Origin of the sequence: Bifidobacterium samirii, assembly GCF_003952945.1 — a bacterium.
GTDB lineage: Bacteria > Actinomycetota > Actinomycetes > Actinomycetales > Bifidobacteriaceae > Bifidobacterium > Bifidobacterium samirii.
In genome coordinates, this window is the sequence record NZ_QXGK01000005.1 from 128,863 (window position 1) to 154,468 (window position 25,606).

18 protein-coding genes, 2 tRNA genes and 1 pseudogene are annotated in these 25,606 nt (G+C 65.3%); 16 read left to right on the forward strand and 5 right to left on the reverse strand.

All coding sequences use genetic code 11. The features are described 5' to 3' along the window. Positions 1–32: 32 nt before the first annotated feature. The 8 genes from dnaA to gdhA all read left to right on the forward strand — a co-directional run bounded on the left by dnaA (position 33) and on the right by gdhA (position 12,661). On the forward strand, positions 33–1,646 hold the full coding sequence (gene dnaA / locus D2E24_RS03940) for a chromosomal replication initiator protein DnaA (protein ID WP_125968024.1): 1,614 nt from the start codon (positions 33–35) through the stop codon (positions 1,644–1,646). Positions 1,647–2,309: 663 nt separating this feature from the next. Next, complete coding sequence (gene dnaN / locus D2E24_RS03945; RefSeq protein ID WP_125968025.1) at positions 2,310–3,434, forward strand: DNA polymerase III subunit beta; 1,125 nt, start codon at positions 2,310–2,312, stop codon at positions 3,432–3,434. Between the two features lie 141 nt (positions 3,435–3,575). Then, positions 3,576–4,856, forward strand: coding sequence for a DNA replication/repair protein RecF (gene recF / locus D2E24_RS03950; RefSeq protein ID WP_125968026.1), 1,281 nt, complete (start codon positions 3,576–3,578; stop codon positions 4,854–4,856). Next, positions 4,853–5,344 carry a DciA family protein gene (locus D2E24_RS03955; protein WP_125968027.1) on the forward strand — a complete coding sequence of 164 codons (492 nt, stop codon included), beginning with the start codon at positions 4,853–4,855 and terminating at the stop codon, positions 5,342–5,344. Before recF ends, D2E24_RS03955 begins: the two co-directional genes overlap by 4 nt. A 178-nt stretch (positions 5,345–5,522) precedes the next feature. Continuing rightward, the gene (gene gyrB, locus D2E24_RS03960; protein ID WP_125968028.1) at positions 5,523–7,607 is read left to right on the forward strand and encodes a DNA topoisomerase (ATP-hydrolyzing) subunit B; all 2,085 of its coding nucleotides are present in this window, start codon (positions 5,523–5,525) and stop codon (positions 7,605–7,607) included. 163 nt (positions 7,608–7,770) lie between these two features. After that, on the forward strand, positions 7,771–10,476 hold the full coding sequence (gene gyrA / locus D2E24_RS03965; RefSeq protein ID WP_420897470.1) for a DNA gyrase subunit A: 2,706 nt from the start codon (positions 7,771–7,773) through the stop codon (positions 10,474–10,476). 56 nt (positions 10,477–10,532) lie between these two features. Next, positions 10,533–11,075 (forward strand): DUF3566 domain-containing protein, encoded by a 543-nt coding sequence (locus tag D2E24_RS03970; protein WP_125968029.1) that lies wholly within the window; start codon positions 10,533–10,535, stop codon positions 11,073–11,075. A gap of 239 nt (positions 11,076–11,314) precedes the next feature. Further along, positions 11,315–12,661, forward strand: a complete 1,347-nt coding sequence (gdhA, locus tag D2E24_RS03975) for an NADP-specific glutamate dehydrogenase (protein ID WP_125968030.1) — start codon at positions 11,315–11,317, stop codon at positions 12,659–12,661. Positions 12,662–12,897: 236 nt separating this feature from the next. Here the strand turns inward: gdhA and D2E24_RS03980 are convergent, their stop codons facing one another. Next, a complete protein-coding gene (locus tag D2E24_RS03980) occupies positions 12,898–13,740 on the reverse strand; it encodes a FadR/GntR family transcriptional regulator (RefSeq protein WP_241222840.1) in 843 nt (280 codons plus the stop codon). 224 nt (positions 13,741–13,964) lie between these two features. On the opposite strand from D2E24_RS03980, the gene D2E24_RS03985 reads away from it, so the two are divergent. From D2E24_RS03985 to mscL, 5 genes and pseudogenes are all read left to right on the forward strand, one after another. Further along, the gene (locus D2E24_RS03985; protein ID WP_125968031.1) at positions 13,965–14,480 is read left to right on the forward strand and encodes a gluconokinase; all 516 of its coding nucleotides are present in this window, start codon (positions 13,965–13,967) and stop codon (positions 14,478–14,480) included. A gap of 129 nt (positions 14,481–14,609) precedes the next feature. Continuing rightward, complete coding sequence (locus tag D2E24_RS03990) at positions 14,610–15,938, forward strand: GntP family permease (protein WP_125968032.1); 1,329 nt, start codon at positions 14,610–14,612, stop codon at positions 15,936–15,938. A gap of 217 nt (positions 15,939–16,155) precedes the next feature. Further along, positions 16,156–17,031 (forward strand): phosphogluconate dehydrogenase (NAD(+)-dependent, decarboxylating), encoded by an 876-nt coding sequence (gnd, locus tag D2E24_RS03995; protein ID WP_125968033.1) that lies wholly within the window; start codon positions 16,156–16,158, stop codon positions 17,029–17,031. Between the two features lie 287 nt (positions 17,032–17,318). Further along, positions 17,319–18,476 (forward strand): ATP-binding protein, encoded by a 1,158-nt coding sequence (locus D2E24_RS04000; RefSeq protein WP_164520993.1) that lies wholly within the window; start codon positions 17,319–17,321, stop codon positions 18,474–18,476. A gap of 79 nt (positions 18,477–18,555) precedes the next feature. Beyond that, positions 18,556–18,847: pseudogene (mscL, locus tag D2E24_RS10795) on the forward strand (large conductance mechanosensitive channel protein MscL); the annotation flags it as partial. Positions 18,848–19,610: 763 nt separating this feature from the next. Here mscL and D2E24_RS04010 read toward each other — a convergent pair. Both D2E24_RS04010 and D2E24_RS04015 read right to left on the reverse strand, forming a co-directional pair. After that, a tRNA-Ala gene (locus D2E24_RS04010) sits at positions 19,611–19,683 on the reverse strand. 55 nt (positions 19,684–19,738) lie between these two features. Next, a tRNA-Ile gene (locus D2E24_RS04015) sits at positions 19,739–19,812 on the reverse strand. A 171-nt stretch (positions 19,813–19,983) separates the two neighbouring features. On the opposite strand from D2E24_RS04015, the gene D2E24_RS04020 reads away from it, so the two are divergent. Together D2E24_RS04020 and D2E24_RS04025 are read left to right on the forward strand one after the other, a co-directional pair. Beyond that, on the forward strand, positions 19,984–21,039 hold the full coding sequence (locus D2E24_RS04020) for an acyltransferase domain-containing protein (RefSeq protein ID WP_125968035.1): 1,056 nt from the start codon (positions 19,984–19,986) through the stop codon (positions 21,037–21,039). Further along, the gene (locus D2E24_RS04025) at positions 21,030–21,689 is read left to right on the forward strand and encodes a YgjP family zinc-dependent metalloprotease (RefSeq protein ID WP_241222841.1); all 660 of its coding nucleotides are present in this window, start codon (positions 21,030–21,032) and stop codon (positions 21,687–21,689) included. The genes D2E24_RS04020 and D2E24_RS04025 overlap by 10 nt, the downstream gene beginning before the upstream one ends. A 257-nt stretch (positions 21,690–21,946) precedes the next feature. On the opposite strand, the gene D2E24_RS04030 is transcribed toward D2E24_RS04025, so the two are convergent. Both D2E24_RS04030 and D2E24_RS04035 read right to left on the reverse strand, forming a co-directional pair. Beyond that, positions 21,947–22,426 (reverse strand): Dps family protein, encoded by a 480-nt coding sequence (locus D2E24_RS04030; RefSeq protein ID WP_125968036.1) that lies wholly within the window; start codon positions 22,424–22,426, stop codon positions 21,947–21,949. Between the two features lie 246 nt (positions 22,427–22,672). Further along, complete coding sequence (locus D2E24_RS04035) at positions 22,673–23,998, reverse strand: hemolysin family protein (protein WP_125968037.1); 1,326 nt, start codon at positions 23,996–23,998, stop codon at positions 22,673–22,675. Positions 23,999–24,432: 434 nt separating this feature from the next. Between D2E24_RS04035 and D2E24_RS04040 the strand changes: the two genes are divergently transcribed. Continuing rightward, positions 24,433–25,560 (forward strand): LacI family DNA-binding transcriptional regulator, encoded by a 1,128-nt coding sequence (locus D2E24_RS04040; RefSeq protein ID WP_241222842.1) that lies wholly within the window; start codon positions 24,433–24,435, stop codon positions 25,558–25,560. The last annotated feature ends 46 nt before the right edge of the window (positions 25,561–25,606 follow it).

Below are 25,606 nucleotides of genomic sequence, written 5' to 3' on the forward strand. Positions count from 1 at the left end.
TTTTCGGTTTGCCTGAGTGGAGGAGGTCCCTTATGGCGCAGACGCTGCAGGACCCCGTGGCACAGGCGGTCCGCATCTGGGGCGAGGCCCTTGACCTGCTCAAGCACGACCCGAAGCTCTCCGCCCGCGACAAGGGCTGGCTCGAAGGGGTCATCCCGGAGGCGATGTTCGGCACGACGATCGTGCTGTGCGTGGAGAACCAGCCCACGCAGCAGGCGCTGCAGAACGAGCTGTACCAGCCGCTGCTCAAGGCGCTCAACACCGCGTCCGGCACGAGCATGTTCCCGGCCATCAAGGTCGCGCCGCGCACCGAGACGCCGCACGTCGACGACGCCCCCAAGCCGTCCGCCCGTCCCGGCAAGCCGGCTTCGGCCGCGGGAACGGCCGCAGGCGCGGCATCGTCCCGCGCCGCGTCCAAGCCGGCGTCCACATCCGCGGCCTCGAGCGCCGAATACGAGGTGCGCTCCCAGCCGACCGTCGCCGATCTGGGACGCGAGGCGTACCAGCAGACCTTCGATTCGATCAACGATCCGGCCGCAGGCCCCGCGCCCGCGCCGGGCCCCTTCCCCACCGGCCGCCCGCCGGTGCGGCTCGACCCCCAGACGCATCTGAACAAGAACGCGACCTTCGACACGTTCGTCCCGGGCGACTCCAACCGCTTCGTCTGGACCGTCGCGCAGGCGGTGGCCGAGGGAGCCGGCCACGACTACAACCCGCTGTGCATCTACGGCGGCTCCGGTCTGGGCAAGACGCATCTGCTCAACGCGATCGGCAACTACGCGTTGACCAAGGACCCCGATCTCAAGGTGCGCTACGTCACCTCGGAGGAGTTCACGAACGAGTTCATCGAGGCGCTGCAGAACACGAACCAGAGCCAGGGGCAGATCAGCGAGTTCAACCGCCGCTACCGCGAGGTGGACGTCCTGCTCATCGACGACATCCAGTTCCTCGGCGGCAAGGAATCGACGCTCGAGCAATTTTTCCATACTTTCAATACGTTGTACCAGGCGAACAAGCGCATCGTCATCGCCTCCGACGTGCCGCCGAAGAACCTCAAGGGCTTCGAGGCGAGGCTCATCTCCCGCTTCGAGTCCGGTCTGCCGGTCGACGTCAAGCCGCCGAGCCTGGAGACGCGCATCGCCATCCTGCGCATGATGTCCGCGGCGTACCCGGTGGAGGTCCCCAACGACGTGCTCGACCTGATCGCCGAGCGGTTCACCGAGAACATCCGCGAGCTCGAAGGCGCCCTGACCCGCGTCACGGCCCTCGCGTCGCTGAACAAGCAGCCGGTCACCAGGGCTTTGGCCGAACGCACGCTGCAGGACTTCTTCACCACCGACGTGGAGATTAAGCCGACCGACATCATCAGCCAGGTCGCCGCGTACTTCCACCTGACCTTCGAGGACCTGATCGGCCGCGGCCGCACCAAGAACGTCTCGACGGCCCGCCAGATCGCGATGTATCTGGCACGCGAGAACACCGGCATGAGCCTCGTCGACATCGGCGAGGTGTTCAACGGCCGCGACCACACGACGGTCATGCACGCCTGCCAGCAGGTCACCGAGAAGATGAAGAAAAAGCAGGAAATCTACACGTATGTGATGGAGCTGACGCTGCGGCTCAAGCAGCATCCGGCCGGCAAGTAGCCGGTCGGCCCGGTTCGCGCGGCCGACGTGCCCGATTGGCGGGCCAGTCGGCCGCCGCCGGGGTTTTACCCAACTGGATGCATGCATGTGGATTGACATGGGAAACGTTTCGTAACGGTAGGGACTGCATTGAGGTGCAGCGACATGCATCGGCGGCCGTAGGCCGGCGGTACGTACGTTTTCGGACGACTTTCCACCGTCCACAGCCCATGTGGACAACTGCGCGTGAACCGCGCGAAAAATCCACGACACGCCCGGACTATTGTGGATAATCGAAAAAATTTATCCACACAGTTATCCACAAATGTGGGTAAAGGCTCGGGACAACCGGTGGACAACCGCCTGTTTTCCGGTGGATAACCGGTGGGCAACTCTCCACGAAATGTGGATAACTCGGCAGCGCTTGGAAGGCTGTGGATAACCGGCCGACTTATCCACCGGCTATCCCGAGGTTATCCACATTTATCCACCCTCGACCGGCCTTACTGCGCATTGGCTTTCCACCCACTTATCCACAGTATCCACAGCCCTTATTATTACGACTACTTACCCACTTACGTAGTGTCATCGCCGTCACAATAATCGCGGCAATCCCCTCGACTTCCAGCCCGGCCGGGCCCGGATAGAATGTCACTCAGAACCGCCATCCGAAAGTAGGAAGCAATGAGAATCGAAGTCAATTCCGGTGCATTGTCCGACGCAGTCGCGTGGACGACCCGAGTCATCGACTCGCGACCGGCCAACCCCATCCTCGCCGGCGTCAAGCTCGAAGCGGTCGACGGCACGCTGCAGCTGTCGGCGTTCAACTACGAGATCTCCGCCCGCCATCACATCGAGGCCGGCATCGACGAACCGGGCAGCACGCTCGTGCTCGGCAAGCTGCTCGCCGACATCACCCGCATGCTGCCCGCCGAGAAGACCTATCTCGAGACCGACGATTCGACGCTGACCATCACGTCGGGCAAGTCGACGTTCACCCTGCAGCTCATGCCCGATTCCGAATATCCGGATCTGCCGGTCGTGCCGGCGAAGATCGGCCAGGTCGACGCGCCGACGTTCGCGCAGGCCGTGTCACAGGCGTGCGTCGCGGTGTCCCGCGAGGAGAACCGCCCGGTGCTGACCGGCGTCCAGATCCAGTTCGCCGGCGACAAGGTGACGATGACGTCGACCGACCGCTACCGTCTGGCCCGCGCGACGTTCACTTGGACGCCGCAGAATCCGGACGTCGAGACGACGACGCTGGTGCGTGGCTCGCTGCTGCGCGACATCGCCCGTTCGCTCGACGAGCATCAGAACGTGACCGTCGACTTCGATGCGGATTCCGCGTCGCTGCTCGGTTTCGAGAACGCCGGCCGCGTCTCGACGTCGCAGCTCATCGACGGCGAGTTCCCGCAGGTCGATCGTCTGTTCGCCGACGAGTATGCAATCCAGGCGGTCATCGACAAGGCGCAGCTCATCGGCGCGATCAAGCGCGTGTCGCTGGTGGCCGAACGCAACGCCCCGATCCGCATGGCCTTCTCCGGTTCCGAGGTGACGCTGTCCGCCGGCGCCGAGGACGAGGCCCAGGCGCGTGAGATCCTCGACATCGACATGGATGGCGACGACATCACCGTCGCGTTCAACCCGTCCTACCTGGTGGAGGGTCTGGCCGCGATCAGCGAACCGTTCGTCCGCATGAAGATGACGACCGCAGTCCGCCCGGTCGAGTTCAACGGCCAGCAGGAGGCGGACTCCGACGAGTCGATGGACTACCGCTACCTGCTCGTGCCGATGCGCATGAACGCTTGATTTCATTGGGTTTTCGCACGTTTTTCTCTTGCGAAAACAGTGCGAAAACCCGTGAGAAACGATTTTTCACTATGTTTCGCGCGGGCCGGTTTCGTTTCCTTTTGGGAGACCGGCCCGCACCCCGGATGGAAGGAACCCACGGTGTTCGTCTCACGGCTCGCCCTCGACCACTACCGCTCATGGGAGCACTGCATGGTCGACCTGAGCGACGGGGTGAACATCCTCCTCGGTGCCAACGGCCTGGGCAAGACCAACATCGTAGAGGCGATCGAAGTGCTCTCGACCGGATCGAGCCACCGCACCAGCGGCTCGCTGCCGCTCGTCCAGCGCGGCCAGCGCAGCGCCGTCATCAGGGCGAACGTATCCACGGCGCCGAACGGCGATGACGGTGCTGCCATCGCCGCCGTTCCGGCCGAGTCGGCCGGCGAGCCGGGGACCGTCACCTACGAGCTGACCATCGCGGCCCGCGGCGCCAACCGCGCGCGCGTCAACGGCGGTCCCTCGTCGTACATGCGCGACGTCGTCGGCCGCGTGCCCAGCGTCTCGTTCACGCCCGACGACCAGCGTCTCGTCGCCGGCGACCCCGCCTCCCGACGCGGCTTCCTCGACCAGGCCGGCTCGCTGCTCATCCCCGGCTACGCGATGCGGCTGCAGTCGCTCGCCAAGATCGCACGCCAGCGCGCGGCCCTGCTCAAGCAGCTCGCCGACGCCGGCTACGCGGACGCGAAGGCTGCCGCACTCAGCGGCCTGGAGGTGTGGACCGGGCAGTTCATCGAACTCGGTGTGCAGGTCTCGCGCGACCGCAGGGCGATCGTCGACCGGCTCGACGGGCCGTTCCGCCGCATCCACGCCGCGCTCGCCGGCGAGGACGAATCGGCGTGCATCGTCTACGAGCCGTCGTTCGACGAGATCCTCGACGACGGCGACCCGAGGCCGGCCATCAGCGCCCACTTCCAGCGCATCTACCCGGGCGAGGTGGCGCGCGGACAGAACCTGATCGGCCCGCACCGCGACGACCTGTCGGTGCTGCTCGACGGGATGCCGGCACGCGAGTTCGCGTCGAACGGCGAGATGTGGACGATGGCGCTGGCGTTGCGCATGGCCCTGTTCGAGACGATCGCCGCCGAACGCGGCGAGAAGCCCATCGTGATCCTCGACGACGTGTTCGCCCAGCTCGATGAATCCCGCCGCGCGCAGATCCTCGACTTCGCCTCGCGGCAGGACCAGGTGCTCATCACCGTCGCCGCCGCCAGCGACATCCCCGGCACGCTCGCCGACGGCCGCGCCAACGTCATCGACGTGGCCGCGCTCAAACGTGCCCAGGATGACTGGCTCACCCCCGACCCGGCCGCGTTCGGACTGACGGCCGTCGCCGCGCCGGCGGACGGCACCGCCGACGTCGTGGACGGAGACGTGCGATGAAGCCGCCGATCGCCGTCACACTCGGTCTCGACCCTCGCCGGCTGCCCGCCGAAACGTTCGAACGGCTCGCCGAACACGGCGGCTATGTCATGCGCGACCGCGCCTCACGCGAGGAACGCAGCCGCAAGGCGTGGGAGAGCTTCGGCGCGCCCGGCCGCGACCCGTCGGCGTTCGGCAGCGTGCTCGGCGCGCTCGCCGACCGCGGCCGATGGACGCCGCACCTCAAGACCGCGCAGCTGCGCAACCACTGGGACGAGATCGTCGGCCCCGCCATCGCCGCGAACACCGTTGTCGCCGACTTCCGCGACGGCGTGCTCGCCATCCGCGCCGCCTCCCCCGTCTGGGCCGACCAGCTGCGATGGCTGCTGCCCGAACTGAGCGCGACGATCCGAGAACGGCTCGACGGACTCGACATCAGGGAGATTCGCGTCACCGGCCCCGGAACCGGATATGACCGCTACCGACGAGGCCGGCGGAACGGCTTCTGACGGGGGAACATCGGGTGAAACCGTGAATTTTGCCGCTACGCGAGGTGTCGGCGTAGACGAGTAGACTTACCTGCGGTATAGGTAAACGGCTGTATGGCCCCATATTTTGCGTTTTAGGGCATAATGGCCGCGCGCAATCCCCCTGAACCGGGGGGTGAAAACGCAGGAAAGGAATCTTGTGGCAGACGAAGCAGATTCGCTCGAACGCACAGACGAACTGAACGAAGGGGGCGAACTGGTCGACGCGCAGCTTGACGATTCCATGGCCCCCGAACACTACGACGCCAGCGACCTCAAGGTACTCGAAGGCCTCGAAGCGGTGCGCATCCGCCCCGGCATGTACATCGGCTCGACCGGACCGCGCGGCCTGCACCACCTCGTGTACGAAATCGTCGACAACTCCGTCGACGAGGCGCTCGCCGGCTACGCGAGCCATATCGAAGTGACCATCCTGCCGGACAACGGCATCCGCGTCGTCGACGACGGCCGCGGCATCCCCGTCGACGAAGTGCCCGGCGAGGGCGTCTCCGGCGTCGAGACCGTCATGACCAAGCTGCACGCCGGCGGCAAGTTCGGCGGCGGCGGCTACGCCGTCTCCGGCGGCCTGCACGGCGTGGGCATCTCCGTCGTCAACGCGCTCTCCACGCGCGTCGACATCGAGGTGCGCCGCCAGGGCTTCCACTGGACGCAGACGTACATCGACCAGCATCCGACCGCGCGCCTCGCCAAGGGCGCCGCGATGGCCGACGGCGAATCCACCGGCACGTCCGTCACCTTCTGGCCCGACGCCGCGATCTTCGAGACGACCGTCTACGACTTCGAGACGCTGCGCGCCCGCTTCCAGCAGATGGCGTTCCTCAACAAGGGCCTCAAGATCAGCCTCACCGACCTGCGCGAACCCGACCAGGCCGGCGACGAGGTCGCGGGCGAGGAGGACGGCGCCGACGGCGAGGTGAAGCACCAGAGCGCCACCTACCAGTACATGAACGGCATCAAGGACTACGTCGACTACCTGGTCAAGAGCCGCAAGGCCACGCCGGTCGAACCCGACGTGATCGACTTCGAGGCCGAGGACCTCAAGATCGGCATCTCCGCCGAGATCGCGATGCAGTGGACCACCGCCTACTCCGAGGCCGTGCACACGTTCGCCAACACGATCTCCACCACCGAGGGCGGCACCCACGAGGAGGGCTTCCGCGCCGCGCTCACCGGCCTCGTCAACCGCTACGCGCGCGAGAAGAACATCCTCAAGGACAAGGACGACAACCTCTCCGGCGACGACGTGCGCGAAGGCCTGACCGCGGTCGTGTCCGTCAAGCTCACCACCCCGCAGTTCGAAGGCCAGACCAAGACCAAGCTCGGCAACTCCGAGGCGAAGACCTTCGTCCAGCGCGTCATGACCGAACGTCTCGGCGACTGGTTCGACGCGCACCCCAGCGAGGCCAAGAACATCATCCAGAAGGCCATCGAGGCGTCCCGCGCCCGCATCGCCGCCAAGAAGGCACGCGAGAACACGCGACGCAAGTCGATCTTCGAATCGGCCGGCATGCCCGACAAGCTCAAGGACTGCCAGTCGAACAACCCGGAGGAGTGCGAGCTGTTCATCGTCGAGGGCGACTCGGCAGGCGGCTCCGCGATCCAGGGCCGCAACCCGGAGACGCAGGCCATCCTGCCGCTGCGAGGCAAGATCCTCAACACCGAGCGCGCGTCCATCGACCGCATGATGAAGTCCGACACGATCGAATCGCTCATCACCGCGATCGGCGGCGGCTACGGCGAGGACTTCGACGTGAGCAAGGTGCGCTACCACAAGGTCATCATCATGGCCGACGCCGACGTGGACGGCGCGCACATCGCCACGCTGAACCTGACGCTGTTCTTCCGCTACATGCGTCCGATGATCACCGCCGGCTACGTGTACGTCGCGATGCCGCCGCTGTACCGCCTCAAGTGGACGCGCGGCGACCACGACTACGTGTACACCGACCGCGAACGCGACGAGAAGCTCGCCATCGGCCGCGCCGCCGGACGCCAGCTGCCCAAGGGCGAAGGCATCCAGCGCTACAAGGGTCTGGGCGAGATGACCTACCAGGAGCTGTGGGAGACGACCATGGACCCGCAGCGGCGCATCCTCAAGCAGATCCACATCGAGGACGCGGCCGCCGCCGACGAGACCTTCTCCATGCTCATGGGCGACGACGTCGAACCGCGCCGCCTGTTCATCCAGCGCAACGCGAAGGACGTCCGCTTCATCGACGCGTAGCGGAGATGAAGAATCAGCACTGTATCGACGCGTGAGCGGAGATGAAGAGACAGCGGCGTATCGACGCGTGATTGACGCGTAGCGGAACTCCCTCCCCACATGACCTGACCGGTGGCCCGCTCCCCCGAGCGGACCACCGGATCCACACAGCAAAGGAACATAAGTGGCAGACGAATACGGCACCGGCGGCGGCGAACCGCCGGAGCAGAACGACGAACGCGCGGAGCGCTCGATGGAACCCACCAGCCCGCAGGCAGGCGAGCAGCTGGTCCTCGACGAGCACCGCGTGCAGCACACCGACATCCAGAAGGAGATGCGCCAGTCGTACCTCGACTACGCGATCTCCGTCATCGTCGAACGCGCCCTCCCGGACGTGCGCGACGGCATGAAGCCCGTCCACCGCCGCATCGTGTACGCGATGTACGACGGCGGCTACCGCCCCGACCGCGGCTACTCCAAGTGCGCCCGACCCGTCGCCGACGTCATGGGCAACTACCATCCGCACGGCGACGCCGCCATCTACGACTCGCTCGTGCGCATGGCCCAGCCGTGGGCGATGCGCTACACGCTCGTCGACGGCCAGGGCAACTTCGGCTCCGCCGGCGACGATCCGCCCGCGGCCATGCGATACACCGAATGCCGCATGATGCCGCTCGCCATGGAGATGGTGCGCGACATCGACAAGGACACCGTCGACTTCGCCCCCAACTACGACGGCCGCACCCAGGAGCCCGTCGTGCTGCCCGCACGATTCCCGAACCTGCTGGCCAACGGCTCGTCCGGCATCGCCGTCGGCATGGCCACCAACATCCCGCCGCACAACATGCGCGAACTCGGCCAGGCCGTCCACTGGGCGCTCGACCACCCCGACGCAAGCCGCGAGGAACTGCTCGACGCGCTCATCGGCATCATCAAGGGCCCCGACTTCCCCACCGGCGCGACGATCCTCGGCCACAAGGGCATCGAACAGGCGTACCGCACCGGCCGCGGCCTCATCACCATGCGCGCCGTCGTCAACACGGAGGAGATCAAGGGGCGCATGTGCCTCGTGGTCACCGAACTGCCCTACCAGGTCAACCCCGACCGCCTCGCCGCATCCATCCGCGAAGGCGTGCGCGACGGCAAGATCCAGGGCATCGCCGACATGCGCGACGAGACGTCCGGCCGCACCGGCCAGCGACTCGTGCTCGTCCTCAAGCGCGACGCCGTGCCCAAGGTCGTCCTCAACAACCTGTACAAGCACTCCCAGCTGCAGCAGACCTTCGGCGCCAACATGCTCGCGCTCGTCGACGGCGTGCCGCGCACCCTCAGCCTCGACGCGTTCATCCGCCACTGGGTCAACCACCAGCTCGACGTCATCGAACGCCGCACCCGCTACCTCAAGCGCGAAGCCGAGGAACGCGACCACATCCTCCAGGGCCTGCTCAAGGCCATGGACGCGATCGACGAGGTCATCCGCCTCATCCGCTCCAGCCAGGGCCGCGAGGACGCCCGGCCGCGCCTCATGGACTTCCTCGACATCGACCAGGTGCAGGCCGACGCGATCCTGTCCATGCAGCTCGTGCGCCTCGCCAACATGGAACGCCAGAAGATCGTCGACGAACACGACGAACTCATGCGCAAGATCGCCGACTACAACGACATCCTCGCCAAGCCGGAACGCCAGCGCGCCATCGTCGGCGACGAGCTCGACGAGATCGTCGCCAAGTACGGCGACGAACGCCGCACCAAGATCCTGCCGTACTCGGGCGAAATGAACGTCGAGGACCTGATCGCCGAGGAGAACGTCGTCGTCACCGTCACGCACTCCGGCTTCATCAAGCGCACCAAGGCCGACGAATACCGTGCCCAGCACCGCGGTGGCAAGGGCATCAAGGGCGCCCGCCTGCGCGAGGACGACGTGGTCGACCACTTCTTCCTCACCTCCACGCACAACTGGCTGCTGTTCTTCACGAACAAGGGCCGCGTGTACCGCATCAAGGCATACGAACTGCCCGAAGGCTCGCGCGACTCCAAGGGCCAGCACGTCGCCAACCTGCTGCAGCTGCAGCCCGGCGAGGCGATCCAGACCGTGCTGTCCATCCCGAACTACGAGGTCGCCAAATACCTCGTGCTCGCCACCCGCTCCGGCAAGGTCAAGAAGACGGCGCTCGCCGAATACGATTCGCCGCGCCAGGGCGGCCTCATCGCCGTGCGCCTCAACGCCGACGAGAACGGCGAGAACGCGGACGAGCTGATCGGCGCCGCGCTGTGCAACGCGACCGACGACATCATCCTCGTCTCCAAGCAGGGCATGAGCCTCAAGTTCCAGGCCGACGACGATCAGCTGCGCCCGATGGGCCGCCAGACCGCCGGCGTGCAGGGCATGAAGTTCCGCGACGGCGACGAGCTGCTCGCGATGGACGTCGTGTGGGGCGACACCGACAAGGACCTGCTGGTCGTCACCAACGAGGGCTTCGCCAAGCGCACCGCGGTCAGCGAATACCGCCTCCAGGGCCGCAACGGCTTCGGCGTCAAGGCGCTGCAGCTGGCTGAGGGCCGCGGTTCGCTGGTCGGCGCGGTCATCGTGGCCGAGGACGACCAGGTCATGGCGATCATGAAGTCCGGCAAGGTGATCCGCTCCGACGTGGCCGAGGTCAAGCGCACCGGCCGCAACACCCAGGGCGTCACGCTCGCCAAGCCCGACAAGGGCGACGAGATCATCTCCATCGCGCGCAACGAGGAGAAGGACGACCCGGAGGACGACGCGACGACCGGCACCGAGGCGACCGCCTCCGAAGGCGTGGCCGAGACGGCTGCCGAAGCCCCCGCCGAGGCGAACGGAACCGCCGGAACGGACGGTTCCGAGACGCCGTCCGACGAGGCCTGACCGTCTGCTGAAACTGGTAGTCTCACAGAAGACACGAGCTCAGACAAGGAGCACAGATGAGCGAGAATCTCGAAACGGGCGAATCCGACGTGATCCAGCCCGCCGGCTTCGCACCGGAACCCGAAGCGACTGCTCATGCGGCGAAGTCCGGACGCGTGGCGCGTTCCGCATCCAGCGACGGCAAGCCCGCCTCGGTGCCGCCGGCGTCGCGCCCGAACCGCCATCGCGGCACGCCGCGCGCGCGTCGCATGAACCTGTCCGTCACGCACATCAGCGCGTGGTCCGTGGCCAAGGTGACGTTCCTGCTGGCGATTGCCGGCGGCATCATCCAGGTCGTCGCGGCGGCGCTGGTGTGGGGCACGCTCGACCTGGTCGGCGTGTTCGACTCGATCACCAAGATCGTCTCCTCGACCGGCCTTGACGCGGGCAACATCAACCTCAAGGACGTGTTCAGCATGAGCACCGTGCTGAGCGCCGTCACGATCTTCTCGATCGTCGAGGTCGTGCTCTTCACCCTGCTGGCCGCGATCATCACGATGCTGTACAACGTGGTGACCTCGCTCGTCGGCGGCGTCCACGTGACCCTCGGCGACGACTGATCGGCGCTGTAGCGACTGAGAAAAGGCTCCCTGCGGGGAGCCTTTTCCGTATCCGGAATCGCGGTGGGCCGATCGATTGACACGCCGTCAAACCGTTGACGTGAGGCCCATGTAAAGCCGACGTAAATCCGATGTTAACTGCGCCCGTATCATGGTCAGGCCTCTTGTAGCGGCTGAGGGGCCTACCTAGAATGAAGCCGTCCGAATGAAATCCGCAACGAGAACCCGGAGGGGGTCCCATGTTCACTAACGAATACATCAAGCGCGTCTACGATCAGGTGGAACAGCGCGACGGCGACCAGCCGGAGTTCCTGCAGGCCGTCAAGGAGGTCTTCGAGACCCTGGAGCCGGTCGTCGCCAAGCACCCCGAGTATGAGAAGGCCGGCGTGCTCGAGCGCATCGTCGAGCCGGAGCGCGTCGTCAAGTTCCGCGTCGCCTGGACCGACGACGAGGGCAAGGTCCAGGTCAACCGCGGCTACCGCATCCAGTTCAACTCCGCCATCGGCCCGTACAAGGGCGGTCTGCGCTTCCACCCGACCGTCAACGAGGGCGTCATCAAGTTCCTCGGCTTCGAGCAGATCCTCAAGAACTCGCTGACCACGCTGCCGATGGGCGGCGGCAAGGGCGGCTCCGACTTCAACCCGAAGGGCAAGTCCGACGCCGAGGTCATGCGCTTCTGCCAGGCCTTCATGACCGAGCTGTGCCGCCACATCGGCCAGTTCACCGACGTTCCGGCCGGCGACATCAACGTGGGCGGCCGCGAGATCGGCTACCTGTTCGGCCAGTACAAGCGCATCCGCGACGAGTACTCCGGCGTCCTGACCGGCAAGGGCCTGGAGTTCGGCGGCTCGCTCGCCCGCACCGAGGCCACCGGCTACGGCCTGTGCTACTACACCCAGGAGGCTCTGCGCGTGCTGCGCGACGACTCCTTCGAGGGCAAGACCGTCGTGATCTCCGGCTCCGGCAACGTCGCGACCTACGCCGCGCAGAAGGCCCAGCAGCTGGGCGCCAAGGTCGTCACCGTGTCCGACTCCAACGGCTACGTGTACGATCCGAACGGCATCGACGTCGACGTGGTCAAGCAGATCAAGGAAGTCGAGCGCGGCCGCATCAAGGAGTACGCGGAGCGCGTCGAAGGCGCCGAATACCACGAGGGCTGCAAGGGCGTGTGGACCGTGCCGTGCGACATCGCCCTGCCGTGCGCCACCCAGAACGAGATCGACGAGGAGTCCGCCAAGGCGCTCGTCGCCAACGGCTGTACCGTGGTGTGCGAGGGCGCGAACATGCCGTCCACCCCGGAGGCCATCGCCGTGTACCAGGAGAACGGCCTGCTCTACGGCCCGGCCAAGGCCGCGAACGCCGGCGGCGTCGCCGTCTCCGGCCTCGAGATGAGCCAGAACTCCTACCGTCTGTCGTGGACCTTCGAGGAGGTCGACGCCAAGCTGAAGAACATCATGGAGACCATCGTCGCCAACTCGCTGGCCGCAGCCAAGGAGTACGGCCACGAGGGCGATCTGATGCTCGGCGCCAACGCCGCCGGCTTCGTCAAGGTCGCCAACGCGATGGTCGCCCAGGGCGTCCTCTGATCGACGCGCGTATAACGCAACGAAAGGCTCCCCACGGGGAGCCTTTCCCATATCTCGCGTGGCTTTCCTTCACTTTGGGCACGCAATCGCAGGGCCTGCGTGCGCAAAGTGAAGTTTGGGAGGCTCGAAACTTCGCAATGGACACGCACCCATCGTCGTTGCGTGTCCAAACGTACGTTTGGCTCGTGTCGGCCGGTTCGGCATCGGCCAACAGGTCGTCGGCGCGGTCCGGCCGCTCAGCTGAGTTCCAGCGACTCGGCGACCTCGTCGACGATGGCGTGCATCGCCTCGCGCGCAGCGTCCGGATCGCCCTTCCACACGGCCTGCGCGACGGCGTCGTGCGCGTCGAGCGCGGCCGGCTTGGGCTTCTGCGGGTACATGTGCAGTTCGACGCGGCCCAGCAGCACGATCTTGATGATGTCGGCCATCGACGCGAACAGGTCGTTGCCGCTGTTGAGCAGCAGCGACGAGTGGAAGCGCACGTCGAGTTCGTGGAACGTGTCGAGTTCGCCGGCCTCGCCGCAGCGGCGCAGTTCGGCGGCCATGACGGGCATCATCGCGCGCGCCTCCATCGAGGCGTTGCGCGCCGCCGACGCCGCGGCCGCCGGCTCGACGGCGAGACGCAGCTCGGTGAGCGTGCGCAGCTGGTCCTTGCGTCGCGTCGACATGAGCTTCCAGCGGATGACCTGCGTGTTGAGCGCGGCCCACTCGTCGACCGGCCGCGGGATGAGGCCGACGCGGCGGCGGATGGTGACGGCGCGCGTCGATTCGAGGTATTTGGCGACCTCGCGGGCGACGGTGCGGGAGATCGCGAAGCGCTCCTGGATCGCTTCGAGCGTGAGCGGGTCGTCGACGGCCCAGCGTCCGTCGATGATGTCGACGGCGAGCTCGTCGGTGACGGCCTGGTGCATGAGATCGCTCGGCGTATCGGTGATGACGTTGACGTTCGTCGCGGCGGGCGAGGTCGTCGCGTCTGCCGTCGCGTCTGCCGTCGCGCCGTTCGTCGCGCCGGACGACGTGCCTGCGGCCGCGCCGTCCGCCGTCCGGTCCTCGGCCGCGGATGCGGTGTCGGTGTCCATGATGTCTCCCCTTGGTCGTGCATCGCACGGTCGCGTCGTGCCGGCGGCCCGCGAGGACGGCGGGCGGGCGGACGACGATCGGAGAACCGTGCCTCACGCCAATCTTAGTTGATGAATCATCTGATGAATCGCAAAAAAAGTACTACTTTTAATTTGACAGGTATGACGTTTGGGTTTTATGATAATACCCATCAGTCAACACCGCAGTTGAAAGGAGAGTCCAGATGAGCACACACGTCGTCGTGATGGGCGTAGCTGGATGCGGCAAGTCCACGGTTTCCGAAGCCATTCGGGACAACCTGGACTTCGTCATGGCCGAGGGAGACGACTTCCACCCCCAGGCCAACATCGACAAGATGAGCGCGGGCATCCCGCTGACGGACGAGGACCGTTGGCCGTGGCTGCGCGTCATCAACACCTGGATGGTCGCACGCGAGGCGCTCGACCAGAACACCGTCGTCTCCAGCTCGGCGCTCAAGCACGTCTACCGCGACCTGCTGCGCGAGAACGTCGACGTGTTCTTCGTGCACCTCGTCGGCTCGCAGGACCTGATCCTCGAGCGCATGGAGGCCCGCAAGGACCACTTCATGCCGCCGTCGCTGCTCGCCAGCCAGTTCGACACCCTGGAGAACCTGGGCGAGGACGAGAACGGCGTCGTCATCTCCGTCGAGGACCCGATCGAGGTCGTCGTCGAGAAGGCCATCGAAGCCGTCAAGCAGTATCAGGCGTCCAAGGCCTGACCCACCCCGGCACGGCGCCGCCGACAGCGACGGACGCCGTGTTCCCATGCCATCGGCCGACTCGACGCAGAGCGGCCGCCTATCGATAATCATCATCCTTCCGTAGTTCTGTAAGGACATTCGATACCCATGAATCTCATCATCGCTGCCATCATCGGCATCGCGGCGATCGTGCTGCTGATCGCCGTCGCCAAGGTACACCCGTTCATCTCGCTGATGGTCGGCTCGTTCGTCATGGCCGTGTGCGCCGGCGTCCCGTTCGACGAGTCGTGGAACAGCTTCACGTCCGGCGTCGGCTCGACCGTCTCCAGCGTCGGCCTGCTCATCGGCTTCGGTTCGATCGTCGGCACGCTCCTGTTCGCATCCGGCGGCGCCGACGTGATCGTCGACACGATCATGTCGAAGACGCCGCTGCAGATGCTGCCGTGGGCCATGGCCCTCATCGCGTTCATCGTCGGCATCCCGATGTTCTTCGAGGTCGGCGTCGTCATCCTGATCCCGGTCGTCCTGTTCGCCGCCCGCCGCGCCAAGATGCCGGTCATCCTCCTCGGCATCCCCGCCCTCGCCGGCCTGTCCACGCTGCACGCGTTCGTGCCGCCGCACCCCGGCCCGCTGGTCGCGATCTCCGCGCTCGGCGCCAACCTGGGCGTCACCCTCGGCCTCGGCCTGCTCGTCGCCGTCCCGACCGTCATCATCTCCGGCCCGCTGATGGGCCGCGTGATGGCCAAGTGGGTGCCGATCCAGGCCCCCGAGCAGGAGGCCGCCAAGGAGGCCGTCAAGGACGAGTCCAAGCGTCCGTCCTTCGGCCAGGCCATGACCGTCATCCTCCTGCCGGTCGTGCTCATGCTCGCCGCGTCCGTCGTCGACCTGACTGGCCAGGCCGAAAGCCTGTGGGGCCGCGTGCTCGTGTTCCTCGGCACCCCGCTGACCGCCCTGTTCATCACCGCCGTCGTCGCGATGTTCCTGCTCGGCTTCCTGCAGGGCCGCACCCGTGAGTTCATCAACGGCGAGGTCGGCAAGTCGTTCGCGTCCGTGGCCGGCATCGTGTTCATCGTGGCCGCCGGCGGCGGCTTCAAGCAGACGCTGGTCGACTCCGGCATCGGCGACGTCATCGCCAACGGCATCTCCGAATCCGCGCTCAACCCGCTGATCGCCGGCTGGCTCGTGGCCGTCCTCATCCGCCTCGCCACCGGTTCGGCGACCGTCGCCACCGTGACCGCGTCCGGCATCATGGTGCCGCTCGCCACCGGCATGAGCCCGACCCACCTGGCGCTGCTCGTGCTCGCCATCGGCGCCGGCTCGGTGTTCTTCTCCCACCTCAACGACGCCGGCTTCTGGCTGGTCAAGGAGTACTTCGGCATGACCGTCTCCCAGACCCTCAAGACCTGGTCGCTGATGGAGACCGTCCTGTCGGTCGTCGGCCTCGGCTGCGTGATGCTGCTGTCCCTCGTCCTGTGACGACGCCGGTCCGACCGGCACCTGCGGACCGGACGATCCGTCCGCGGACATCCGTCGGACAGGCAACCCCGTGGGGCGGCCCGCCAACGGCGGCCGGCCGCCCCGCCACTCCCCTCGCTTTCCCATCATCATCCATCATTCATCGTCATCGCATCCGACGAAACCATGCCGCGCACGCGACGACGCGACGCACGGCGCATCGAGAAAGGAACCAACTATGCAAATCGGTATGATCGGCCTGGGACGTATGGGCGGCAACATGGCCAAGCGCCTCGCGGCGGGCGGCCACCAGGTCGTCGGCTACGACATGTCCCCCGAATCGGGACGCGACGTCGACTCGCTGGAGGCGCTCGTCGCCGCGCTCGACGCACCGCGCGTCGTGTGGGTCATGGTCCCGGCCGGCAAGCCGACCGACGACACGATCGACCGTCTGGCCGAGCTGATGGAGGCCGGCGACATGATCGTCGACGGCGGCAACACCCGCTACGTCGACGACGGCCGCCACGCCAAGCAGCTGGGCGAACTCGGCATCCGATTCATGGACTGCGGCGTCTCCGGCGGCGTGTGGGGCATCGACCGCGGCTACGCGCTCATGGTCGGCGGCTCGAAGGAGGACTTCGAGTTCATGCGCCCGATCTATGAGACCCTCAAGCCGGAAGGCGAGCACGGCCTCGTGCTGGCCGGCCCGGTCGGCGGCGGCCACTTCGCCAAGATGGTCCACAACGGCGTCGAATACGGCATGATGCAGGCGTTCGGCGAAGGCTTCGCGACGATGGTCCGCTCCGAGCTCGTCGACGACCCTGCTGCGGTGATGACGTCGTGGAAGTCCGGTTCGGTCGTCGGATCGTGGCTGCTCGACCTGCTCGCCAACGCGTTCAAGGACGATCCGACGCTGCAGTCGATGCCGCCCGTCGCCAACGAGTCCGGCGAGGCGAAGTGGATGGTCGAGGCCGCGCTCGAACTCGGCGTGCCGACCCCGGCGACCGTAGCCGCGCTGTACGCGCGTCAGGTGTCGCGCGGCGGCGGCGACGACACGCTGCGCGTCGTCTCCACGATGCGCGCCCAGTTCGGCGGCCACGTCACCAAGGCGTGACGTCTTCGGCTCGCTGATTCGCTGATTAATCCCGCGGCCCTCGCACCGGTGTGCGAGGGCCGCTTCTGTGTTGCGGGGCGGTAATCGCCGACGGCGGTCGACGACAGCAAGAATCTATGACCAAGTGATTTTAGACTTTTTTAGAGCTTTTAGAACTTTTAGAACTATTAGAACTTGCGTTATGCTGGGGATGATCGACGTATATGACACCGACGCCGGTGTAGGCGACGGCTCCGATGATGCCGACGGTATCGCCGGCATCATCTTCGGTTGGGAAGGGACATGTGATGGCCAATCCGTTCAAACCCACCGCGGGAATGACACCGCCGGTTCTGGTCGGACGGGAATCCGACCTGGATGACTTCCGATACGCCCTCGACGACGGCGTGGGCGCGCCGGGGCGTCTGATGTATCTGACCGGAGCCAGAGGCGTCGGCAAGACGGTGATGCTCAATGCGTTGGGCGACATCGCCCGCGATCAGGATTGGCTGGTCATCGACGAGACTGCGGAACGCGGGTTCATGGACCGGTTGATCCGTGCGCTGAACGGAGAATCAGCCACCCGCACGGTGAAATACCAGACGCCCGGACTGACGCTCGACATCCCCGGCGGACTCGGACAGGCTACCGTGAATCTCGGCGCGGTGGAACTCGAACACGGCGAACTGTCGCTGGACTTCCGTCACGCCATGACCAGACGATTGGACGGCATGGACGAAAGCCGTCGCGGCATCCTCATCACGCTGGACGAAGTGCAGTCGTCGTCCATCGACGAAATCCGCGCGCTTGCGGTCGGCGTGCAGCATCTGATCCGGGAGCGACGCAACATCGCCTTCGTCTTCGCCGGACTGCCATCCCTCGTGGAGGACGTCGTCAACGACGACGTCCTGACGTTTCTACGGCGGGCGGAACGCCGTCATCTGGGCGACGTTCCGCTGCCGGACATCTGGTCCGCATTCGAGACGACGATCTCCGACAGCGGCAAGAACGTCGACTACGAGATCCTGAACCGGCTGACGCAGGCGACGAACGGATACCCGTTCATGATCCAGCTGGTCGGCTACTGGACATGGCGCGCATCCGAGACGGCGAAGCGCGGCGATCGGATCACGATGGAGGACGCCGACAGCGGCATCCGACAGGCGAAACTCAAACTGGGCGACATGGTTCACGGGCCGATCTACGACGGTCTGACGGCGATGCAGAAGGACTATCTGCTGGCGATGTCGCAGGACGACGGCCCCTCCTCCACCAGCGAGATCGCGCGACGGCTGGAACGGTCGGCGCAGTACGCGAGCGTCTACCGGGCCCAGCTCATCAAACTGGACATCATCACCGCATCAGACTACGGGTTCGTGGACTTCAAGGTGCCTCACATGCGTGAGTACCTGCGCAGCCACGCCGTCCATCATCAGATGCGGCGGACGATCGAAGACATGGCATGATGGCTGTGGCGGGTGTTGGCGCAGGCACTGAAGGAACCGCCGAAGTAATCGTTGAAGCAATCGTCGGATGGGAGGCATGATGATCGACGGATTCAAGAAGTTCATTTCGCGGGGCAATATGATCGACATGGCCGTCGGCGTGGTGATGGGCAGTGCCGTCACCTCCGTCGTCAACGCGATCGTCGACAACCTGATCAACCCGCTCATCGCGATGCTGTTCGGCAAACCGGATATGAGCGGCCTGCTCGCGTTCACGTTCAACGGCGCGACGATCTCGTTCGGTGCGGTGCTCGGCGCGCTGCTCAACTTCCTGATGATCGCCGTCGCCGTCTACTTCGGCGTGCTGATGCCGATCAACAAGCTGCGCGACATGTCCGAAGCTCTGTTGGTTAAAGCGAGGATTAAGGAGGCCGAGGACGCGAAGGCCGCCGCCGATGCGGCCGATAAGGCCACAAAGTCCGCGAAGGCTGCGGAAGATGCGGCGACGAAGGACGCCGTGAAGACTGCTGACGGTACCGGTACCACTGCTGCGCCGAACGGGCTTCCCGCCTCCCCCGCTGGGCCGTCGACCGCTGATCGGCAGGTTGTTGAACTGCTGACCGAGATCCGCGACCAGCTCGCCAAACGGTCTGCCGCCTGATCTTCGAGATCGTTTCTTACGTGTTCCACGCCGATGTTTCACATGAAACAATGCGGGTGTGGAACACGATGTTTCATGTGAAACATAGCGGTTGTGGATATGCGCCTTCTCTCTTGCACTTGGCGTAACCGCCCGTATGTGAGACTCATGTCACGCATGGTTGAGTCGCCGTTCGTTCGTGGCGGGGCAGTCCTATACGGGTTACGACGCTGCGAGGGTGTGTTGCGTCGTTGTTTGTATATGAATTCCAGTTCATGTGCCGATTGCGACGCTGGAGGCGCGCGTTGCGTCGTCGTCTGTATGCGAGTCCTGCTTCGTGCTCAGATTGCGACGCGGCGACGGGGCTATAGGCCAAAATGTGTGTCTGATTCAGCCCCGGAGGCATTGGAATGATTGACGTTTCGTCGGTTTGAATGCGATCGGCCCCCACCGGTCCCCGACCACGGTCCAAAACGAAAAATCCCTTGGAATCGTAGGATTCCAAGGGATGAAGGTGGAGCATGCCGGGTTCGAACCGGCGACCCTCTGCTTGCAAAGCAGATGCGCTACCAGCTGCGCCAATGCCCCGAAACTGGCTGGGTAGAAAAAAAGAGCGGCCTGAAAGCCGCTTCATTTCTTACCGTGGGCCCGGGAGGACTTGAACCTCCGACCTCATCCTTATCAGGGATGCGCTCTAACCACCTGAGCTACGGGCCCGTTCCTTGCACGCTCTCAAGCGCACAAGTGATTACAATACCATGCTCTCGTCATATGTCAAACTCGACGCGCCCATCCGCGCGCTTCGGCGTGTCGCGCCCGTCGTGCCGCAGCGGGGCCTCCGGTTAGACTGGCATGGTCCATTCGCCCGCCCGGAGCAAAGGAGTCCGCATGAGCGATTCCGGAACCCGCATTCCCGCTGGCCTTTCCGCCGATCACCCCGCTGATCATTCCTCCGTGAACCCCGCCGATCCGACCGCCGACCCCGCCGTCATCGCGGCAGCTGTCCTCGATCTCGCCGACCGTCTCGCGATGCCGTCCGACGTCATCGCGTCGCTGAACATCATCGCCGACGAACCGGCATCACGGCGGCCGTCTCCCATCATCATGCGCTGCATCCGCGAACTGGCCGACCCGACGACGCGCGTCGCCGCATGGGAGACGCTGCGATCGGCCCTTCGCGGCACCGACGCCACTGCGGCGTCAATCATCGAAGACCCCATCCCCGCAGCCGCCGACGATCATGCGGTTGCCGGACATCGCACGGCTGCATCAGCCGATCCGGACGGCCTGCACATGCTGTACTGGATGCTGGCGGCGGCCGCCGTGCACACGGCCGCCGACTACCGCCGCCGCGGCATCCCCGCCGCCGTGTTCGACGCGACGATGGGCTGCTTCCCGCGGTTCGTCGGCGAACATCGCGTCAGCTACGGCCACTACGGGTTCGACCGCGACTTCTGGACATACCGTCAGCTCAGCTCGATGCTGTTCCGCATCGGCGAACTCGAATACGAACTCGTCGCCGACGCCGCGGACACCGGTTCGCCGTTCGCCTGCGTCGGCTCGCCGCGCGTCATCGCGATGCACATCCCCTCCGACGCGCGCCTCACGCCCGACGCCTGCGACGAGTCGCTCGACCTCGCCCGCACGTTCCTCACGCGCTTCTTCCCCGACTGGATCGGCCTGCCGTTCGTCTGCGAATCCTGGCTGCTCTCCCCCGCGTTGGAACGGCTGCTGCCCGCCGATTCGCGCATCCTCGCGTTCCAGCGGCGCTTCGACATCCTCACGACCGACGACGACGCGCCCGACTGGCGCGAATGGGTGTACCGACGCTCGGATGCGCCGATCGCCGACCTGCCGGAAGGCACGTCGCTGCAGCGCGCGATGAAACGTCACCTGATGGCCGGCGGTAAGGTCGGCACGGGAACGGGGACGCTATGCCGGTGATGACGGTCGACGGGGTGCGCGTCTCCGTCACGCGCAAGCGGATCCGCGGACTGTATCTGCGCATCAACCCGCTGACCGGCATGGTCGAGGTGAGCGCGCCGACCATCGCGACGGACTGGCAGATCCAGGCGTTCGTACGCGACAAGATGGATTGGATCCAGCGGCATCGCGGGCTGACCTCGGGCGGACGCGGTGAAGGCGGTGGTACGGATGCGGCCGATGCCGACGGTCGCAAGTCCGGTTCAGCCGGTTCGGCCGGTAGTGGAGCCGCCGGTGCGGGACCAGTCGTCGGTGGTGAATGGGACGACGAGCGACGGCGTCGCGCACGGGCGGCTATCGAAGCGGCCTTGCCGGACCTGCTGGAACGGTGGAGCGCGATCATCGGCCGTTCCCCCACGCAGGTGACGCTGCGGCTGATGACGACCCGATGGGGGTCGTGCACGCCGCGGACCGGCCGCATCCGACTGAACCTGATGCTGGGCCTGATGGAACCGAGGTTCCTGGAATACGTGCTCGTGCACGAGATGACGCATCTGCGCGCCGCGAACCACGGTCCGGAATTCACCCGGCTGATGGACGGCTACCTGCCGCAGTGGCGTGCGATCCGAGCCGAACTCAACGGCGGCGTGAGACCTTCTGGCCGAGAATGAGGGCAATCGGCCAAGTGAGGGGAAGAATAAGGGCCTTGCACGCTTCTTTCAGCGATCTGAGGGGAAGCCCGACCCGGAAAACCTTGGTCTGATTGAGCCCTTTTGGCTGGAAATCCTTGATTTCCGACCTTCGGATCAGGGAAAGTCTTCCCCTCAGTTGGCCGAAAGAAGCGTGCAAGGCCCTTATTCTTCCCCTCAGATCGGCGAATCATGCGGATGGTCCGGGCAGTCGGCCCGGCATCCGCCGTTGCCGGGCATCAGGCGAGATGGCTGCGCATGAACCACTGGAACTTCTCGAGCGCCGCCACGTGATCCTGCATGATGTTGGAGCTGACGAGGTCCAGCTCGTCGAGTTCGGCGATGGCCTTGCGGTCGTCGGCGATGAACGCGTCATAGTATTCGATGAGCGCCTCAAGATACTTCTCGGTGGACTGGCGGCCTTCGACATCGAACGGCTTCCACGTGCGGTGGCGCACGATCGCGTCGGCGCGGCCGTCCGGGGTACCGCCCAGCGTGGCGATGCGCTCGGCGGTCTCATCGGCCTGGGCGAGCACGGATTCGACCTCCGGGTCGAGCATCTCGTGCACGGCGATGAAGTTCGGGCCGGTGACGTTCCAATGCGCGTGCTTGAGGACGAGCGCGGCCTCCTGCTCCTGGCTGAGACGGTTCTGCAGGATGGCGATGGCCTTCTCGGAGGAGGCTTCATCCAGTCCGGGAACGACGAATGCGAGCGTCATGATGGATTCCTTCCGTTCGACGACCGGCCCCGATCGGGACCGCGTACCGCCCATTCTAGGAAGACCCCGCCGATTCGGGCGGCCCGTCCGCTGTCGGCTTCCTCACATCCGCCGCGGCGCAAGCCCCGGGCGGCGCCGCTTGCGTGACCCGGCCACCGGCCCATCCCCGATACCGGTACCCGGGTCACGCGAACCACCTCATTCGTGTGACCCGAGTCCGATGTTTCCCGCGGCTCCGATGCCCGGTCACGCAACCGGTGCGGCTGCATCGGCTGCGGCACTCGCCTTGCGCACTTCGATGGTTTCGATGCGGCGGCCGTCGACGCGGGTGATGATCATGTCGTAGCCGTCGTCGGAGCGCAGCACGTCACCCTCCTCGCCCATCTTGCCGGTGTGCGCGAGGAAGTAGCCGGCGACGGTCTCGTACGGGCCGTCCTCGAGTTCGATGCCGGTCAGGTCGTCGAAGTCCTCGATGGTCATGCCGCCGTCGACCTCGGCGACACCGTCGACGAACGCGGTGGCGCGGTTCGCGCCGTTCGCGCCCGGCTCGTCGGGCAGATCGTATTCGTCGCGGATGTCGCCGACCAGCTCCTCGGTCATGTCCTCCAGCGTGACGATGCCGTCGGTGCCGCCGTATTCGTCGATGACGACGGCCAGGTGGATGCCGCGCTTGCGCAGCAGCGACAGGCTCGGCAGCAGCTTCGACGTGCCCGGCAGGGCGATGCCTTCGCGGGTCACGTCGGCGACGGTCGTCGCGGCGGGGTCGCGCACGTCGAGCAGGTCGCGCACGTGCACGAAGCCGAGCACGTCGTCGAAGTCCTTGCCGGTGACGGGGTAACGCGAGTACGGCATCTCGCGCACGTACGCGGCGGCATCGTCGATCGGCTGGGCGCCGTCGAGGAAGACGACGTCGGCGCGCGGGCGCATGACTTCGGCGACGATCTTCTCCGACGCGTCGAACACGTCGTCGAGGATGGTGCGCTCGTCCTTGCTGAGCGACGTGTTGGTGCTGACCATCATGCGCAGCTCCTCGTCGGAGACTTCGCTTTCGGTTTCGTTCGGGTCGAAGCCGAGCAGACGGACGATGCCGTTCGTGTTCTTGCCGATCAGCCAGATGATCGGCCGGCAGACCTTGGCGAACGTGTCGATCGCGGGCACGACGGCGCGTGCGATGGCCTCGTTGCGCTGCATCGCGATGCGCTTGGGCACCATTTCGGAGATGACGATCGAGCAGTACGAGATGACGAGCGTGAGCACGATCGTGGTGAGCGGCGCGGCGACGTTCGACGGCACGCCCCAGCCTTCGACGACCGGCACGACGTACGGCGAGATCGACGATTCGCCGAACGACGCGGACAGGAAGCCGGAGAGCGTCACGCCGATCTGCACGGTGGACAGGAACGTGTTGGGGTCGCGTGCGATCTTCGCGACGCGCGCGCCGCGGGCGTCCTCCTGCTCCATCTGGTCGATCTGGGAGCTGCGCAGCGATACGAGCGCCAGTTCGGTGCCGGAGAATACGGATCCGAGCAGGAGGAAGACGAAGATGAGCAGAATGTTCAAACCAAGTGACATGGCTCCACTCTATGAAACCGGCGGAACATCCCACTGTTTTCCGCCTGTTCCCGCTAGTTTCCGTTCGCTACGAGTCTGCCCGTGGACGTCGGTGGTGTACTTGATGCAGTTCTGAGGCGCAGTTGAGGCTTATCGTGGGTATTCCTGTGACCGATGCTGCTGGTCGGAGTGATTGCATCATTCGTTTTTCACCGGTGTGACGATGCGACATGTCTTGTCGGCGTGTCGCATCGTTGACAAGTCGAAACGATTCGACGTATGATATATGCGAAACGTTTCGACAGTGAATGTCGGGGCAAAGAATACAAGTGGAACCGCAATGACGTGGCGACAACGGCGACATGGCAATGCGGAGCCGGCTGCGAATGTGTTCGATGAGGATATCATCGAAGGCAATACTGTTGGTGCGCATGCGTGACTGTGGAAGGGAGGCGATGATGGCCGGAATCAAGGATGTGGCTCGTGCCGCCGGGGTGTCGGTCAGCACCGTGTCCTATGTGCTGTCGGGTAAGCGTGCGATCTCGGAGAAGACTTCCAGCAGGGTGATGGATGCCGTGAGGGATCTCAAGTACACCCCGGACGCATCGGCTCAGAAGATGCGTGGCCGTCGCAACCAGATTCTGGCGGTGAGTGAGCCGATACGTGGCGACATCAATGAGGCCAAGTACAACGCATACTTCCTTCATACCGCGTGGCAGGCGAAGAACGCCGGATATGATGTGCTGTTGCTGACCGGTGAGGATGCGGTGGATGACATCCGCCGTGTGACCCGCAGCAATATGGTCGACGGTGTGGTCCTGCTCGACATCGTCGAGGACGATGACCGCGTCGTGCAGGCTGATACATATGGCAAGCCATGCGTCGCCATCGGGTATCCCGCGCATCATGGCGATTGCGCGTGCGTGGACGTCGATTTCGACGCCGCCGCCACGATGGCTGTGGATTATCTCTATGAACGCGGTCATCGTACCGTGGCGTTGTTGCGTGACAATGAGCGTGACTATGCCCGTCGTTCCGGCTATGTGGTCACGCTGCGTCGTCGGATGCTCGAGCATGCTGAAGAACTTGGCATGCTGGTCGTCGAGTCCGGACGGAACGAGGTCGGTATCTTCGATGCCGCCGCGTTCGTCCGCAATCTGATGGACATGGATTCCCGTCCCACCGCAATCATCAATCAGGCCGATGCCACAATACTCAACATGGTGGTGCAGGAGCTGGCCGATTGCGGAATGAACATCCCCTTCGACATCTCCGTGCTGTCGGTGGGTACGTTCTTTGAAAACGACTTGGTGGCCCGTCCGGTCACAGAGATCCCCTTGATGCCGAGGTTGTTATGTTCCAAGGCAGTCGGTCTGTTGGTGTCTGCAGTGGAAGACGGCTTCGACATCGCCGATGCCAGTGAGTTCGTGCTCCCGCGGATTCGCGAGCATGGCTCGGTTCGTGTTGTGAACTCGACCGATACGGCGGGGCTTGATATTTCCCCCCCATTACCATGTTTAGTAGGTCCCGATGGTCGGGACCGGGTCGCCGGTTCCGGTATGACTTTCTCGCCCTGTCGTTGATGATCCGGGGGGTGTCGTCGCCGGGAACGGGGACGCCCGCTGACCG

Excerpts from the sequence above, each read along its gene's own strand:
- D2E24_RS03990 (WP_125968032.1), top strand. The coding sequence starts at position 14,610 with ATGAATCTCATCATCGCTGCCATCATCGGCATCGCGGCGATCGTGCTG.
- D2E24_RS04035 (WP_125968037.1), bottom strand. The coding sequence starts at position 23,998 with ATGTCACTTGGTTTGAACATTCTGCTCATCTTCGTCTTCCTCCTGCTC.
- D2E24_RS03955 (WP_125968027.1), top strand. The coding sequence starts at position 4,853 with ATGAAGCCGCCGATCGCCGTCACACTCGGTCTCGACCCTCGCCGGCTG.
- D2E24_RS04030 (WP_125968036.1), bottom strand. The coding sequence starts at position 22,426 with ATGACGCTCGCATTCGTCGTTCCCGGACTGGATGAAGCCTCCTCCGAG.
- dnaA (WP_125968024.1), top strand. The coding sequence starts at position 33 with ATGGCGCAGACGCTGCAGGACCCCGTGGCACAGGCGGTCCGCATCTGG.
- D2E24_RS04020 (WP_125968035.1), top strand. The coding sequence starts at position 19,984 with ATGAGCGATTCCGGAACCCGCATTCCCGCTGGCCTTTCCGCCGATCAC.
- dnaN (WP_125968025.1), top strand. The coding sequence starts at position 2,310 with ATGAGAATCGAAGTCAATTCCGGTGCATTGTCCGACGCAGTCGCGTGG.
- D2E24_RS03985 (WP_125968031.1), top strand. The coding sequence starts at position 13,965 with ATGAGCACACACGTCGTCGTGATGGGCGTAGCTGGATGCGGCAAGTCC.
- gdhA (WP_125968030.1), top strand. The coding sequence starts at position 11,315 with ATGTTCACTAACGAATACATCAAGCGCGTCTACGATCAGGTGGAACAG.
- D2E24_RS04025 (WP_241222841.1), top strand. The coding sequence starts at position 21,030 with ATGCCGGTGATGACGGTCGACGGGGTGCGCGTCTCCGTCACGCGCAAG.
- D2E24_RS03970 (WP_125968029.1), top strand. The coding sequence starts at position 10,533 with ATGAGCGAGAATCTCGAAACGGGCGAATCCGACGTGATCCAGCCCGCC.
- D2E24_RS04000 (WP_164520993.1), top strand. The coding sequence starts at position 17,319 with ATGGCCAATCCGTTCAAACCCACCGCGGGAATGACACCGCCGGTTCTG.
- D2E24_RS04040 (WP_241222842.1), top strand. The coding sequence starts at position 24,433 with ATGATGGCCGGAATCAAGGATGTGGCTCGTGCCGCCGGGGTGTCGGTC.
- D2E24_RS03980 (WP_241222840.1), bottom strand. The coding sequence starts at position 13,740 with ATGGACACCGACACCGCATCCGCGGCCGAGGACCGGACGGCGGACGGC.
- gnd (WP_125968033.1), top strand. The coding sequence starts at position 16,156 with ATGCAAATCGGTATGATCGGCCTGGGACGTATGGGCGGCAACATGGCC.